Origin of the sequence: Tersicoccus phoenicis (assembly GCF_001968835.1) — a bacterium.
Lineage (GTDB): Bacteria > Actinomycetota > Actinomycetes > Actinomycetales > Micrococcaceae > Tersicoccus > Tersicoccus phoenicis.
In genome coordinates this window covers 1-14,848 of the sequence record NZ_MRDE01000018.1, presented here as the reverse complement: position 1 = coordinate 14,848, position 14,848 = coordinate 1, and the positions used below count along the sequence as shown (strand labels likewise).

Annotated in this window: 13 protein-coding genes; 3 read left to right on the top strand and 10 right to left on the bottom strand. The window is 72.9% G+C overall.

Annotated features, from left to right (window positions below; genetic code table 11):
- Window positions 1-22: 22 nt before the first annotated feature.
- The 3 genes from topA to BKD30_RS04290 form a co-directional block, all read right to left on the bottom strand.
- Window positions 23-2,785 carry a type I DNA topoisomerase gene (topA, locus tag BKD30_RS04300; RefSeq protein ID WP_076702538.1) on the bottom strand — a complete coding sequence of 921 codons (2,763 nt, stop codon included), beginning with the start codon at window positions 2,783-2,785 and terminating at the stop codon, window positions 23-25.
- Window positions 2,786-2,891: 106 nt separating this feature from the next.
- A complete protein-coding gene (locus tag BKD30_RS04295) occupies window positions 2,892-4,601 on the bottom strand; it encodes a DUF7059 domain-containing protein (protein ID WP_076702626.1) in 1,710 nt (569 codons plus the stop codon).
- 39 nt (window positions 4,602-4,640) lie between these two features.
- The gene (locus BKD30_RS04290) at window positions 4,641-5,063 is read right to left on the bottom strand and encodes a pyridoxamine 5'-phosphate oxidase family protein (RefSeq protein WP_076702534.1); all 423 of its coding nucleotides are present in this window, start codon (window positions 5,061-5,063) and stop codon (window positions 4,641-4,643) included.
- 74 nt (window positions 5,064-5,137) lie between these two features.
- On the opposite strand from BKD30_RS04290, the gene BKD30_RS04285 reads away from it, so the two are divergent.
- Entirely contained in the window at window positions 5,138-7,567 is a 2,430-nt protein-coding gene (locus BKD30_RS04285; RefSeq protein ID WP_143588057.1) for a DEAD/DEAH box helicase, read from the top strand.
- Window positions 7,568-7,604: 37 nt separating this feature from the next.
- Window positions 7,605-8,147, top strand: coding sequence for a GNAT family N-acetyltransferase (locus tag BKD30_RS04280; protein ID WP_076702530.1), 543 nt, complete (start codon window positions 7,605-7,607; stop codon window positions 8,145-8,147).
- 99 nt (window positions 8,148-8,246) lie between these two features.
- Here BKD30_RS04280 and BKD30_RS04275 read toward each other — a convergent pair whose 3' ends face one another.
- The 7 genes from BKD30_RS04275 to ssd form a co-directional block, all read right to left on the bottom strand.
- Window positions 8,247-8,618: an Rv3654c family TadE-like protein gene (locus tag BKD30_RS04275; RefSeq protein ID WP_159440540.1), complete on the bottom strand. Its 372-nt coding sequence runs from the start codon at window positions 8,616-8,618 to the stop codon at window positions 8,247-8,249.
- A gap of 29 nt (window positions 8,619-8,647) precedes the next feature.
- Entirely contained in the window at window positions 8,648-9,100 is a 453-nt protein-coding gene (locus BKD30_RS04270) for a TadE family type IV pilus minor pilin (protein WP_076702522.1), read from the bottom strand.
- Between the two features lie 44 nt (window positions 9,101-9,144).
- Window positions 9,145-9,672, bottom strand: a complete 528-nt coding sequence (locus BKD30_RS16915; protein WP_328586892.1) for a DUF4244 domain-containing protein — start codon at window positions 9,670-9,672, stop codon at window positions 9,145-9,147.
- A gap of 153 nt (window positions 9,673-9,825) precedes the next feature.
- On the bottom strand, window positions 9,826-10,491 hold the full coding sequence (locus BKD30_RS04260) for a type II secretion system F family protein (RefSeq protein ID WP_083956006.1): 666 nt from the start codon (window positions 10,489-10,491) through the stop codon (window positions 9,826-9,828).
- A 22-nt stretch (window positions 10,492-10,513) separates the two neighbouring features.
- Entirely contained in the window at window positions 10,514-11,335 is an 822-nt protein-coding gene (locus tag BKD30_RS04255; protein ID WP_143588056.1) for a type II secretion system F family protein, read from the bottom strand.
- Window positions 11,317-12,522, bottom strand: coding sequence for a TadA family conjugal transfer-associated ATPase (locus tag BKD30_RS04250; protein WP_083956005.1), 1,206 nt, complete (start codon window positions 12,520-12,522; stop codon window positions 11,317-11,319). Before BKD30_RS04250 ends, BKD30_RS04255 begins: the two co-directional genes overlap by 19 nt.
- On the bottom strand, window positions 12,519-13,868 hold the full coding sequence (ssd, locus tag BKD30_RS04245; RefSeq protein WP_143588055.1) for a septum site-determining protein Ssd: 1,350 nt from the start codon (window positions 13,866-13,868) through the stop codon (window positions 12,519-12,521). Before ssd ends, BKD30_RS04250 begins: the two co-directional genes overlap by 4 nt.
- Window positions 13,869-13,975: 107 nt before the next feature.
- Here ssd and BKD30_RS04240 point away from each other — a divergent pair, with 107 nt between their 5' ends.
- Window positions 13,976-14,734, top strand: coding sequence for a hypothetical protein (locus tag BKD30_RS04240; RefSeq protein ID WP_076702510.1), 759 nt, complete (start codon window positions 13,976-13,978; stop codon window positions 14,732-14,734).
- Window positions 14,735-14,848 lie beyond the last annotated feature (114 nt).

Below are 14,848 nucleotides of genomic sequence, written 5' to 3'. Positions count from 1 at the left end.
CGCGGCCGGCCGCGGGATGCGGTCAGACCTTGCTGCGGGTGCGACCGGTCGCGGCCTTGCCACTGGTGCGACGGGTCGGCCGCTTCGCGGGACCCTTGTCGCGCTTCTCCGCCAGCAACTCGACCGCACGCTCGTGGGTCAGCTCCTCGATCGAGTCACTGCGCGGGACGGTGATGTTCGTGGTGCCGTCGGTGATGTACGGGCCGAACCGGCCCTCCTTGACCGTGATCGGCTTCTCCGAGACCGGGTCCGTGCCCAGTTCCTTCAACGGCGGTCGGGCTGCGGCCCGGCCCCGCTGCTTCGGCTCGGCGTAGATCCTCAGCGCCTCCTCGAGGGTGACGGTGAAGATCTGCTCCTCGCCGGGCAGGGAACGGCTGTCGGTCCCCCTCTTCAGGTAGGGGCCGAACCGGCCGTTCTGCGCGGTGATCGGTACGCCGTCGGGGTCGGTGCCGACCACCCGGGGCAGGCTCAGCAGTTTCAGCGCGTCCTCGAGGGTGACCGTCTGCAGGCTCATCGACGAGAACAACGACGCGGTGCGCGCCTTCGGCTTGACGGGCTTCTTCGGCGGCTTCGGTTTGCCGTTCTTGTAGTACTCCACCGGCTGGTCCTCGGCCGAGGGCTCCGGGACGATCTCGGTGACGTAGGCGCCGTACCGGCCGTTCTTGGCGACGATGGTGCGCCCGGTCTCCGGGTCGATGCCGAGCTGGTGCTCCTCGGGCCCGGCACTGGCCATCAGCTCCAGCGCCCTCTCCGGGGTCAGCTCGTCAGGGGCCAGGTCCTCGGGCACGTTCGCGCGTTCGGGTTCGGTGCCCTCGGGTGCGTCGGCGGCGGCGGCACGCTCCAGGTAGGGACCGAACTTGCCCACGCGCAGCACGATGTCGTCGGTGACGGGCAGCGAGTTGATCTCCCGGGCGTCGATGTCGCCGAGGTTCTCCACGATGGTGCTCAGCCCGGAGTCGTCGCCGTCCCCGTAGTAGAAGTCGCGCAGCCAGTCGACGCGCGCCTGTTCGCCGCGGGCGATCCGGTCGAGGTCCTCCTCCATCTGGGCGGTGAAGTCGTAGTCGACGTAGTCGTGGAAGTGCTGCTCGAGCAGCCGGACCACGGAGAACGCCACCCAGCTGGGCACGAGGGCCGAGCCGCGGCTGCGGACGTAGCCGCGGTCCATGATCGTGGAGATGGTGGCGGCGTAGGTGGACGGGCGGCCGATGCCGGCCTCTTCCAGGGCCTTGACCAGCGACGCCTCGGTGTACCGGGGCGGGGCGGAGGTCTCGTGGCCGTGGGCGGCCAGCTCGTCGGCGGTCAGCGCGTCGCCCTCGCTCACATCGGGCAGCCGCGTGTCGCCGGCCTTCGCGTCCGCACCGGCACGGGCCTCCTCGCCGCGGTCCTCGTCGGTGCCTTCCTCGTAGGCGGCGAGGAAGCCCCGGAAGGTGATCACCGTGCCCGATGCGGTGAACTCGGCGTTCCGGCCGTCGCTGGCGGTGGCACCGACCCGGATGGTCGCGGTCGAGCCCCTGGCGTCGGCCATCTGGGAGGCGACGGTCCGCTTCCAGATCAACTCGTACAGCCGGAACTCGTCGCGGCTGAGTTGCCCGGAGACCTGGGCGGGGGTGCGGAACGCGTCACCGGCGGGGCGGATGGCCTCGTGGGCCTCCTGAGCGTTCTTGTCGCCGCCCTTGTACACGCGGCGGGACTCCGGCACGTACTCGGAGCCGTAGAGCTCCCCCGCCTGCCGGCGGGCGGCGTTGATCGCCTCGTCGGACAGGGCCGGCGAGTCGGTACGCATGTAGGTGATGTAGCCGTTCTCGTACAGTCGCTGCGCCACCTGCATCGTGCTGCGCGAGGAGAACCGCAGCTTGCGGGCCGCCTCCTGTTGCAGGGTCGAGGTGGTGAACGGAGCGGCCGGGCGGCGGGTGTACGGCTTGGTGTCGACGCCGCGGACGGCGAAGTCAGCGCCGTCGAGCGCGGCGACCAGGCCACGCGCGCCCTGCTCGTCGAGGTGGACGGCCTGCCGGGTCTTCAGCCGACCGGCGTCGTCGAAGTCGCGGCCGGTGGCCACCCGGGTACCGTCGAGACTGGCCAGGCGGGCGGTGAAGGAGGGCGCAGACGCGTCGGACCGGCTCTCCTCCGGCACGGCGAACGTGCTCGTCAGATCCCAGTACGCGGCCGGGACGAACGCCATCCGTTCCCGTTCCCGCTCGACGACGAGCCGGGTCGCGACGGACTGGACGCGGCCGGCGGACAGGCCACGCGAGACCTTCCGCCACAGCACCGGGGAGATCTCGTACCCGTAGAGGCGGTCGAGGACGCGCCGGGTCTCCTGCGCGTCGACGAGGGCGATGTCGACATCGCGCATGTTGCCCAGGGCCCGCTGGATGGCCTCGCGAGTGATCTCGGGGAAGGTGAGCCGGTGCACGGGCACCTTCGGTTTGAGCACCTCGAGCAGGTGCCAGGCGATGGCCTCGCCCTCGCGATCACCGTCAGTGGCGAGATAGAGCTCGTCGGCGTCCTTGAGTGCGGCCTTGAGCTCGCTGACCTTCTTCTTCTTGTCGGGCGAGACGACGTAATAGGGCTCGAAGTCCTTGTCCAGGTCCACGGCGAACTTGCCGACGGAGGACTTCTTCAGCGCGTCGGGCAGCTCCGACGGCTGCGGCAGGTCACGGATGTGCCCCATCGAGGCCTCGACCTCGAATCCCGGACCGAGGTAGGACGCGATGGTCTTCCCCTTGGCCGGCGACTCGACGATCACGAGCTTCTTGCCGGTCTGCTGACGGGCCTTTGCGGGCACTGCGACTTCCTGACTTTCCTTCGGTTGCGAACCGGTCGGGTTCGTGACCATCGAATCATACGACCGGCCCCCGGACGTCCACCGGTGGCCCGCCTCACTCCGGCCCTCACTCCAGCGGGAGGAGAAACCCGTCGACGACGGCGCACCGGACCTGGCCGAGGAGCGTGCCCGCGAAACCGAGGTCCTCGGGGCCGAGAAGGGCGGTGAGGGCGGCGATGAGTTGCCCGACCGTCAACTCGCCGTCGCAGGCACCGACGAACCCGGCAAGTGCGGTGGACGCCTGCACGGTCCGGCGGAAGCCGCCGCCCTGGCGCAACAGGATGACGGTGGGGTCGGTGGCGCCGGGGGTACCGTGCCGCTCCTCCGTGACGTCCGGCGCGACGACCAGGCGCAGGCCGGCCAGGCCGGCGTCGTCCAGGCCGGCGAGCCGGTCGTGGCGGGCGATGGTGGCGCCGATAGCGGGGCCGAGTGGCTGGTCGAGCACCTGGATCAGGGACTCCAACCGCCGCAACGGCTCACCCGCGGAACGGGTGCCCGGGCGGCGAAGCCAGATCATGCCGAAGCCGATGGCGGCGACGTCGCGGGCCGCGAAGTCGGCCAGGTACGCGGCGTAGGCGCGGCGGTAGCCATCCGGATCCATCGCCTGGGCGGCGTCGCGCAGCCACAGTTCGGCGTACTCGGCCGGGCTCTGCGTGTCGCGCTGGATCACCCACCACTCGAGGCCGTCCTCGCCGCCCGGGGCCCCTCCGTGGGGAGCGAACCACGCGGAGGTCACCGTGTCGTCCCACGTGGCCCCGGCGGGAATCTCCCAGTTGCCGAGCAGCTGGGCGGTGCCTCCGTCCGCGAGGTGTGCCGGGAGGGTGCGGACCAGGTCGGTGACGAGCCGGTCGCCCGTCTGCCCGCCGTCCCGGTAGGTATATCGGGAGTCCGTGGTTTCCTGCGCCGCACGGGGAGTGATCACGAACGGCGGGTTGGACACGATCAAGTCGAACGTCTCGTTCGCGACCGGTTCGAGCAGACTGCCCTGACGCAGCTCGACGCGGGCGGACAGGTCGGCCGGGTCCAGGTCGAGCGCGGCGGCGTTGAGCAGCAGGTTGAACCGGGTGTAGGCCAGGGCACGGGCGGAGAGGTCGGTGGCCGTCACGTGCCGGGCGTGGCGGAGCAGGTGGAAGGTCTGGATGCCGCACCCGGTGCCGAGGTCGAGCGCCGTCTCGACTGGGCGGCGGTCGGTCACCTGCGCCAGGGTGAGGGAGGCGCGCCCGATGCCGAGCACATGGTCGTGCCGCAGCGGCCCGTCGGTCTGCAGGGCGCCGAGGTCGGCGGCGACCCAGAGGCGGGTGGCGTCGTCGGCCTCGTACGGGCGCAGGTCGACACGGGCCCGCAGCAGGGTCGCGCCTGCCTCGGCCGGCTCGGCCTGGGTCGGCACGGCGGCAACCGGTTCGGCGACAACCGGTTCGGCGGAAACCGGTTCGGCGACCCCGCAAGCCACCAGGTCAGCCGCGGTGTCCGCGCCGAAGGCGTCGATCGGGACCGGCAGGCCGAGCAGCAGCAGCCGGCTCAGCGCGGCCCGGGTGCGGTTCTCCGAGTCGGCGTCGGCGAGCACTCGGGCGGTCGCCAACTCAGCGGGAACGGTCTCGTCGCGGTCCAGGGCCGCGGCGGCGTCCTCGCCGATCAGGTCGCGGACTCCGTCGACGGTGTACGTCGCGGCCGCGAAGCGGGACACCAACCGGGCGAGCGCCGCCGGATCGTCCGCGCGCGGCGCATCAAGGACGTCGACGGTGGACGGCGAGGAGGTCGCGGGCGACGGGTCGGACACGGCCACCAGCCTAGCCACGGACGATCGACGGTGACGGCGTCAGTCCGCGTCCGATTCCCGGCCCAGGTGGAACGCCCGGCCGGTCAGCTCGGTGGGGGTGATCTGCACGAACCGGGTCTTCCGGGTGGGGATCCACGAGCGCAGCGGAAGGCTCTCGGCCGCGTCGATCTCCGCGGTGGTCTCGAGCGTGCGCGCCGTACCGTGGACGACGACGCTGCGGGCCTGCCCTCCGGTGACCTCGTCGGCCTCCAGCGCCACCGCGGCGTTGACGGTCAGGGACAGCAGTTTGGTGCCCTCGGCGGTGCGGAACGTGATCCGCCCGTCGCGGGCAACGAAATTGAGCGGGAAGACGTCGATCCGGCCGGCCGGGGCGACGGCGAGGCGCCCGAACCGCGAGCGTTCCAGGAACTCCCAGCACTGGGCATCGGTGAGGGTGCGGATCGCGTCGTCGTCGGCGTTCATCCCTCGATCCTCCCACCTCTACGTAACCGTAGAAAAGGGTGGTCGTGTCCGCGACCGATGGGAGAATGGACGTGATGACGGACGGACGCACAAGCCTGGCTCTGCTGGGACGCACCGGGGGCACCGGTGGTTCCGGCGACGATCGGGACGTCGGGGACCGCGGTGCCGCCGGGCTGGCGGCTGCCCTCGCCGCCGCCGTCCCAGGCGGGAACCGAACCCCGGCGCAGGTGCGGCACGTCCGAGTGCTGCCGGCCCGGGACGCGGTGCCCGTGCCGTGGCCGGGCTGGGTGCACCCCGCCGTCGTGGACGCCTTCACCCGACGCGGCGTGCCGGAGCCGTGGGCCCACCAGGTCGAAGCCGCCGACGCCGCTCACGCCGGACGCCACGTGGTGCTGGCCACCGGGACGGCGTCGGGCAAGTCGCTGGCGTTCCAGCTGCCCGCCCTGGACGCGGTGGTCCGGGCCGAGGAGCTGGCCGGTACGGCCCTGGACCGGGACGGCGCCACCGTGCTCTACCTCTCTCCGACCAAGGCGCTCGCCGCGGACCAGCTGGCGTCCTGGACCGGTCTGGCCGTGCCCGGCATCCGGGCGGCGACCTACGACGGGGATACCGACCCGGCCGAACGCGCCTGGGTCCGAGACCATGCGAACGTCGTGCTCGCCAACCCGGACATGCTGCACGTGGGCATCCTGCCCAACCACGTGCGCTGGGCCCGGTTCCTGCGCCGCCTGCGGTACGTGATCGTCGACGAGGCGCACGGCTACCGCGGCGTGTTCGGTGCGCACGTGGCCAACGTGCTGCGCCGGCTGCGGCGTGTGTGCGCCCGGTACGGCGGGAACCCGGTGTTCATCGGCGCCTCGGCGACGTCCTTCGAACCCGAGGGCTCGTTCTCCCGGCTGATCGGCGCCCCCGCCACCGCCGTCGAGACCGACGCCTCGCCGCACGGTCAGGTGACGGTCGCCCTCTGGGAGCCCTCCTTGACCGACCAGGACGGCGAGAACGGGGCCCCACGGCGCCGCACGGTGATCGCCGAGTCCGCCGACCTGATGGCGGACCTGGTCTCCGGGGCCGTGCGCACCATCGCGTTCATCCGGTCGCGTCGGGGGGCGGAGAGCATCGCGGCCATGGCCCAGCGCCTCCTCGCCGACGTCGACCGCACCCTGCCCGGCCGGGTGGCCGCCTACCGGTCCGGCTACCTCCCCGAGGAGCGTCGCGCGCTGGAGCACGCCCTGCGGGACGGCCGGCTGCTCGGGGTCGCGAGCACCTCGGCGCTGGAGCTCGGCATCGACATCGCCGGGCTGGACGCCGTGCTGATCGGCGGCTGGCCGGGCACCCGCGCGTCCCTGTTCCAGCAGATCGGCCGGGCCGGGCGCGCGGGCCAGGACGCGCTGGCGGTGTTCGTCGCGAGCGATGACCCGCTCGACACCTACCTGGTCAACCATCCCGAGGCGATCTTCGACCGCGCGGTGGAGGCCGCCGTGTTCGCCCCGCAGAATCCGTACGTTCTGGGCCCGCACCTGTGCGCGGCCGCGGCGGAGGCGCCGCTCACCCCCGCGGACCTCGACCTGTTCGGGCCCGCCGCCGCCGGCGTCGTCGAGGACCTGACCACCCAGGGGTTCCTGCGGCGCCGCCCGGCCGGTTGGTTCTGGACCCACCCGCAGAGCGCGGCCGCGGCGGTGAGCCTGCGGGGCGCCGCGGGGCAGCCGATCGACATCATCGACTCGGCCACCGGGGCACTGCTCGGCACCGTGGGGGCGGGGCAGAGCCACCACCAGCTGCACCCCGGCGCCGTCTACACGCATCAGCAGGTCACGTTCGTCGTCGACGACCTGGACGAGGCGAATCACTGTGCGATCGTCAGCCGCGGTGAGCCGGACTACTACACCACCGCCCGGGACATCACCGACATCGAGGTGCTGAGCACGGATCTTTCCATGCCCTGGGGCCCGGTGACCGTGTGCTTCGGGCGGGTGCGCGTGTCCACCCAGGTGGTGGCGTTCCAACGCAAACGGTTCACCAGCAACGAGGTGATCGGTGAGGAACCGCTCGACCTACCGGTCCGGGAACTGATCACCCAGGCGGTCTGGTTCGTGGCGCCGGGTCCCCTGCTGGAGGCGGCAGGCATCAGCAGCGCCGAGCTGCCGGGCGCCCTGCACGCCGCCGAACACGCCGCCATCGGCATGCTGCCGCTGGTGGCCACGAGCGACCGGTGGGACATCGGCGGCGTCTCCACGGCGCTGCACGCCGACACGGAGCGCCCCAGCATCTTCGTCTACGACGGGTACGCGGGCGGCGCCGGTTTCGCCGAGCGCGGGTACGAGGCCGCGGGCACCTGGCTACGAGCGACGGCGGACGCGATCCGCGTCTGCGAGTGCGAGACCGGGTGCCCGTCCTGTATCCAGTCGCCCAAGTGCGGGAACCGGAACAACCCCCTGGAGAAGACGGCCGCTATCCGCCTGCTGGACGAGCTCGTGCGGCACGGACCGGCCCCCGATCGCCCCTGAGCGCAGATCCACAACCTTCGGACGACAGGACAGCCCCATGAACGTGCCGAGAACGGCCCCCACCCCCGGGGACAGTGACCGGGAGACACCCGACATCGCAGCGGAGACGACGGCCGTGTACCTGTCGGCCACCGATGCCCGCGCCGCCGAGATGCTCACCGACCTGGCCGGCCTCTACGAGGACCGGTATGGTCCCGGCGCCCGTGCCGAGATGAACCGATATTCCGCGGATCTGTTCGATCCGCCGCTCGGGGCGTTCCTGCTCCTGATGCTCGATGATCTGGCGGTGGCCGGCGGAGCGTTCATGCCACACAGTGCGGGCACCGTGGAGTTCAAGCGCATCTGGACCCACCGGCAGCACCGCCGGCGGGGCCTGAGCCGTCGGGTACTGCGGGAGCTCGAGGCGGAGGCCGCGCGGCGCGGGTATCGCCGGGTGGTCCTCACCACCGGGCCGCGACAACCCGAAGCGATCGCGCTGTACCGGAACGCGGGATACACACGCTTGCTCGACGTGGCGACGCCGACCGAGGCGGTCGACCTGCTGACGTTCGAGAAATGGCTCCCGGAGTCGGCCAACTGACCGCCTCCGGGGACGACCCTCCCGTCACCATGCCCGGTCCATGTTGCGGCACGGTGCCGGGAAGGGGAGTCATGGTGGTTCCGGTGCGGCCCGGCCCGGTCAGGGTGGCGCCCCGGCACGCGCCCGGCCGGTCGCGGCGGGCCACGGATACGGCATCGGCGCGGTGACCACGATCTGGGCCGTGCCGCCGCGCTCGGCCGTGATCCGGCACACCTCCATCCGGACCCGGTTGGCGACGGCGATCGCCCCGGCAACGCGGCAGGGTTCCCCGTCCCGCAACCCGCGTGCGGTATCCGCGGCCGCGAGCGCGGTCAGATCGGCCCCGGTGGTGGCGCGCGCCTGCGCGGCGGCGGCCTGCCCCAGGAGCAGCAGCGCACCGATCAGCGCCAGCACCACCCCGCACAGACCGACGACGAGGACGGTGACTGCCCCACGATCGGTGTCGCCGACTTCCCGGCCGGCCGCGGGCACGGCTGTCCTCCCGGATGGCTGCGACCGGCTCATGCACATCGTCCACCACGCCGTGAGCGGGGTTCCGTGTCGTCTGCGGTGCGCCGAGTCGTGAACAGGTCCACACCGCGGTGCGTCGCGGCTTCCGCTGTCGTGTCCACGACGCCCTGATCGCCCGGCGAACCGGTAGCCTCCCGAGCAGCGGTGGCCTCCGCGACGACGGAGAACGGGAAGATCACCCCGCCGAGCACCGGTATCCGTTCCTCGACGCGCACCCACACCAGCGATCCGCCGCCACCGATGGTGACCCGTGCTCCGGCGCCGGACTGCTGCAGCGCCATGTCGCGTGCCGCCGACTCCGACTCGCCGCGGGCAAGGGCCCGCACGGCAGCGCGTGCGGCGCCCTCCGCACGCACCTGGGTGATCCCGGCCGCGGCTGCGGTGAGCAGCAGACCGAGGAGCAGCACCACGGTCGGCAGGACGATGGCCAGTTCCGCGGTCACCGAGCCCCGGTCAGCCGTTCGACCGGCCCTGCGTGGACACATCGTCAGCCGCCGAGAGCCTGCCGGATGATGGCGGTCAGCAGACCCTTGACCTCGTTCCCCTTGAGGATGAGAACCAGCAGGCCCGCAAATCCGACGGCGGCGAGGGTGGCGATGGCGTACTCGGCGGTGGCCATACCCTCCTCGCCGCGCACGACCCGACGATAGAACGCCAGCACGGCTGTCAGGCCTCGACGCGACGCCTGGCGGAGTGTCCCCCGGTGATCGCTCCACCGGATCCGGTGCGCAGCACGGGGCGCTCTCGCTGCCTGGCCCTGAATCGCTGCGCCATCAGGGTCGGCCGGGGTCACGCCCACGTGGCGGCGAGCCCGGCGCTCATCCAGGTGGACGATCCGACGGTCACGGCCGTCGTCCGTCGTCGGACTGTCCTCCAACGAGGACCGGCCCGCTCCGGGGTGGTCCGCCAGCAGGGAGGTGGAGCTCGGCCCCGGCCGCGCGTCGTCGTGGTGCTCGTTCCCGGGTCGGGTCGCCGGTTCACCGGCGCCGGCGGGCCGGACCGCAGACTGTGACATGACTGATCCTCTCCTTCAGGCCGTCGGCGACGGCCGCTGACCCCAGCGTGGAGCGATCCGCCCGGTGGCTGAAGGGCCACGGCTGGAACGGTGCACAACGAGCCGACGACCCGCGGCTGTGGAGGGAGAGCCGACGCCCGAGCAGCACCCGGGTCACGAGCGGAGGGCCGGCAGCAGGGCGAGGACCACCGGCACGATCCCGAGGCAGATGAAGGCCGGTAGCTGACACAGGCCGAGCGGCAGGACGAGCCGCACGCCGAGGGACGCCGCTCGCCGCTCGGTCTCCTGCCGCCGCCGGACGCGCAGATCACTGGCGCGGGACCGCAGCAGCGCCGCCGACGGGGCTCCTGTGGTCGCCGCGAACAGGACGGCCTCCAGGAGCGGCCCGAGGGCCGCGGGGGCGTCGCGTGGCAACGGCTTGCCCCCGGCCGAGCGTGGTGGCCGCATCCGCACCGTCATGGCCGTCGCGGTGGGCCAGTCGGCGCCGAGGCGTCGCGCGGCGACGACTCGCTCGAGCTGGGGCCCGACCGTGAGCGGATGCAGGCGCGACAACAGGTCCAGGGCGGGGTCGATCGCCACGCCGGCCTCGAACATGGCCGCGAGCAGGTCGAGCAGCAGCGCCGCGTCCGGGCTCGACCGGGGCGGCCCGCTCCCCCGGGCACGCGGGCGAGCGGGGCCCTCTCGTCGCAGCGTGCCGGGACGGATCCCGGGTTCCCCTCGGTGGGCCGACGCGGGCAGTCCGGCCACCACGACGGCCGCTCCGCACAGGAGGGACAGCAGCAACCCCGTCAGCACCGCGTCCCCCAGAACGGCCCGCACCCGCGGGCACCGTGCCCCGTCATCAGCCCGCCGCGACCGCTAGCAGGCGGCGCACCCAGAGGTGACCCAGAAGCATCAGGCCGGCGGCCAGGGCGACCAACACCCAGCCGACCGGGGTCGTGGTCAGTACCCGCACCGGGTCGGCGCCCATCAGCACCCCCAGCCCGAGGCCGGCAACGGGCAGCCAGCGCAGGATCCGGACGGTCACCGCCGGCCCCGCCAGCGCCGCAGCCCGGGCAGCGTCAGCGTCCCGGGCATCGGCCTGGGCCGCGGCGAACCGGTCGAGCAGACTCGCCAGCGGGGCTCCCGTCGCGCGGGCGATGTCGATGCAGTCCGCCAGTCCCGCCCAACCGTCGGCCATCGCCCGACGGACAGCGCGATCGCCGGGGTCCCGTTCCGGGCCCTCGAGCCGCCGGGTGTCCCGCAGCGCCTCCGTCGGATCACGGCCCCACCGGGCGTCCCTCGCCGCGGCCCGCAGCATCCGGTCCACCGGACCGGCCGCCGTACCGGCCTCTGCTTCGGCTTTCACTTCGGTCGACAATGCGGATGCGGCCCAGCGTCCAGCCAGCACTTCCGACCAGACCGACGTCAACGGCCGGCCCGCCGCGAGCAATGCACTCAGCTGGCGCAGCGTCCGTACCTGATCGTCGAGGTCGGCCGTTCTCGCCCGACGACGGCGCCGGCGTCGGGCGAGACCGGCGCTCGGGACCGGGCCCTGATCCGGACGCCCGACCCGCTCCAGTGGTGACCCCTGACCCGATGCGGTGACCGGAACCATCGCCAGGGTCGCCGCGGTCGCCAGCAGCAGGGCGACCAGCACCCCCGTCACGGCCGCCCTTCCCATCCGGGCGATGCGCCGTCGAGCAGGGCGGTCAGACGTTCCCACGCAGGTCCACGGGAGAGGCCCGAATGCGCAGCGCCGTCCGTCGATACCTGCAGGGCAGGCTCCGTCCGAAGCCTGCCGCGGTGATCCAGGTCGAAGACGGCGATCTCCGTGACGGCGCGGCCGGCCGGGCCGCGGGCCAGGTGGATCACCAGGTCGAGGGCCGAGATGCACTGCAGTGCCGTGGTCTGCGGGGACCAGCCCGCAAGCGCGCCGAGTGCCACCATCCGGGCCGGCACGGTGGCGCCGGTGTTGGCGTGCACGGTCGCGCCGGCACCGCGGTGCCCGGTGTTCATCGCGCCGAGCAGGTCGCGGATCTCCTCCCCGCGGCACTCCCCGACGACGAGCCGGTCCGGGCGCATCCGCAGGGCCTCGCGTACGAGGTCGGTCAATTCGACCGCTCCGGCGCCTTCGACGTTGCCGCGTCGGGACTGTAGCCGCACCGTGTGCGGGTGATCCGGTTCCAGCTCGGCGACGTCCTCGATGACCACCAACCGCTCATCCGACGCCGCCTCTCCCAACAGTGCCGCCAGCAAGGTGGTCTTGCCGCTGCCCGTGGCACCGCTGATCAGCAGATTGCGTCGCGCAGCCATGACGGCACGGAGCAGGTCGGCGTCCCGGTCGGCGATCATCCCGGAGTGCACCAGGTCGCTCAGACTCGCCCCCTGGTGCCGCTGCAGCCGGATGGACAGTAACGTCCCCGTCGCCGAGATCGGCGGCAGCACCGCATGCACGCGGATCCCACCGGCCAGGTGTACGTCGGCGCTCGGCCGGCCGTCGTCCAGGCGGCCGCCGGCGGTGGCGATGAGCCGGACGGCCAAGGCACGGACCTCGGCTTCGGAACCGAACCGGACGGCCGTTCGTTCCATCCCGCGTCCCCGGTCCACCCACACCGCCGTGGGACCGTTGACGACGATGTCGGTGGTGGCAGCGTCCCGGGCTAGTGGTGCGAGCCGGCCCAGCCCGGTCAGCTCGGCCGTGATCTCGTCGATGGCCGCGAGGGTGCCGGTCGAGCCGAGCAGTTGACCGCTGTCGGCCAGCGCGCGGGCCACGCTCGCCGGAGTGAGCGGCCGGCCCTGGTCGAGGATGAGACCGGCGGCGGCCGCCAACGAAGGCCGCAGGCCCGCGGTGTCACCCGGGGCGCTCATCGCGGCGTGCCGCCCTGGGCGAAGTGCAGGATCGCGTCAGGGGCGGAGCACCGGCGCCCGGACAGGTCGGTGGGGGCGAGCCCGGCGCCCAGTCGTCGGCCGACCGAGGGCAGAGCACGCCACGGGAGGTAGTGCAGGGCGCCGACCGTCGCGGCGATCGCCTCGGCATCGAGGCCGTCCGGGGGCGAGCCCGCCACCACGGCGAGCAACCCTTCCGGGTCGAGTCCCTCGCACCCGACCGGGAGGCGGGCCTGGCCGTGGCCCGGCAGCACGACGACCATCCGGTCGACCAACCCGCTCCACTCCTGCACCGAGTGACGGTCACGGCCGATGTCGACCACGGCCAATGAGAACGCCTCCCGGGCCGCAGCCGCCACCGCCCCCAGCACCCGCACCGGCACCCCGGTCACGCCGCCGCCGAGCAGCGGGATTCCGTGGGGACGGGGTACCGCCTCCGAGAGCTGATCACCCGGGATGCGTCCGGCCGCTTCGCTCAGTTCCGTCCAGCGCACCCCCGGTTCGCCCGCCGCCAGGATCACGTCCAGTCCGTGGCCGAGCGGGTCGGCGTCCACCAGCAGGCAGCCGATCCGGGCCCGCCTCGCCGCCTCCGCCACCGCCACACACACCGAGGTCGCGCCGACACCGCCGCATGCTCCCACCACCCCGACGACGGCGCCTGTTCGCTCGGTCGCGTCCCGGTCGCGATCCCGGTCCGGCGGTGTGCCGAGGCCGTCGTCCAGCACGTCCACCAGCCACGCGGCCGCCTCCGGCACCACGGCTACCCGGTCGGCTCCCCAACGACCGGCCGCGTCCCACAGTGCGGTGCCCTCGCCCGCCAGACCGACGATGATGGTGGTGCCCCGCCACGGCTTCGTCGGACGGTCCCCGACGGTCCCACCGGTGCTGCCGGCCACCGCGAGGGTGGCGAGCGCCACGTCGCTGCCGAGCAGTACGACCGACGCGCCACCCAGCGCCGGGTCCAGCACCGACCGCACCAGCGTCACCGGACACCGAGCGGCCGATGCGACCCGTTCGATCTCGGCCTGCAGCAGGTCCGAGTCGGTCACCGCGAACACCCCCGCCGCCGCCGACCCCCGCGGGACCCACCCCGATGAGGCGGTCGAGCAGGAGCCGGTGGACGGGGGGGACGTCGAGCGGTCGACCGGCATCGGCACGGCGTCGATGAAGCGGTGCCGGGCCGACCGGTGACGCTCGAATCCGTCCGGTTCGGAACGCTGCCGTTCGGATCCCTGTGCCACGCGCATCCGCGGAGGAGAGAGGGCCATGTCCCACCCTGCATCGGGCACCGAGGCGACGGCCAGCACGTCGGCACTGATTGTGGACACCGGCGGGCCGGGCGCTGCCTGGGGAGGGAGAAGCGAGAGCCAGCGGGTGCGCCGCTCGCCCGGCGGCACACGGCACACGGCACACGGCACACGGCAGGATGGTGAGCATGTACACCGTGGTGGCCCGTGAGGCCGACGCCGTCCTGCTGCAGGACGCCGACGACGCCGGGGCCCCCACCGGGGTACCGCAGCGGCTGTCGGATGCGGAGGTGGTCGCCGCGGTCGCCCACCGCGAGGCCGCCGGACCCACCCGCTGGGTGTTCGCCCGCACCACGGACTGGTACCCGCGCTGGCTCCGCGAAGGCGTGACGGTGGCCCGCGCTCACGACCTCGGCCTGTGCGGCCGGATCCTGGGCTTCTCCCAGGACGCGGCCGCCGCCGGGTACAACCCGGACACCCGGTTCGCTCCACGTACGGTGGAGACCTCCAACGTCGACACCGAGCGAGCGGAGCAGCAGGCCACCCTGTTCGACGCCGCCCACGGCACGAGCCCGGCAGCAGGCGCGGAATCGTCTTCCGACGACCTGCTGGCCGAGCTGACGGCCCAGCTGAAGGCCGTCGCCACCAGCGAGCACCCGTGGCGGCTGCGTCTGCTGCTCGCCGCCGAGTCGGCCGGCGCCCTGGCCGGCGCCGAGATGCACCACGCCGGCCTCCCGTTCCGGGCCGACCTGCATGATGCCTATCTGAGCCGTGTCCTCGGGCCCCGGGTGCCGCACGGGCAGCGCCCGCAGAAGCTGCAGCAGCTGGCCGGCGTCCTGCAGGAGTCTCTGGCAGCCCCCACCGTGAACCTCGACTCAACGCAGGAGTTGCTGCGTGCCCTGCGCCGGGCCCCTGTGCGTCAGGATGGTGTGAGACAACAGGGTTGATGTGCTTCCCATTGTATGGGGCGAGATTGGAACGAGATCCGAGATGACGATGACCGTAGCTGATGCCGGCACCGATGATGGTGGGGTGGTGACTCCTCGAGCTGACCGTCCCAG

Coding starts and splice junctions, on each gene's coding strand:
- BKD30_RS04290 (WP_076702534.1), bottom strand. CDS start 5,063: ATGAACGCCGACGACGACGCGATCCGCACCCTCACCGATGCCCAGTGC.
- BKD30_RS04285 (WP_143588057.1), top strand. CDS start 5,138: ATGACGGACGGACGCACAAGCCTGGCTCTGCTGGGACGCACCGGGGGC.
- BKD30_RS04280 (WP_076702530.1), top strand. CDS start 7,605: ATGAACGTGCCGAGAACGGCCCCCACCCCCGGGGACAGTGACCGGGAG.
- BKD30_RS16915 (WP_328586892.1), bottom strand. CDS start 9,672: ATGTCACAGTCTGCGGTCCGGCCCGCCGGCGCCGGTGAACCGGCGACC.
- BKD30_RS04255 (WP_143588056.1), bottom strand. CDS start 11,335: ATGGGAAGGGCGGCCGTGACGGGGGTGCTGGTCGCCCTGCTGCTGGCG.
- BKD30_RS04250 (WP_083956005.1), bottom strand. CDS start 12,522: ATGAGCGCCCCGGGTGACACCGCGGGCCTGCGGCCTTCGTTGGCGGCC.
- BKD30_RS04240 (WP_076702510.1), top strand. CDS start 13,976: ATGTACACCGTGGTGGCCCGTGAGGCCGACGCCGTCCTGCTGCAGGAC.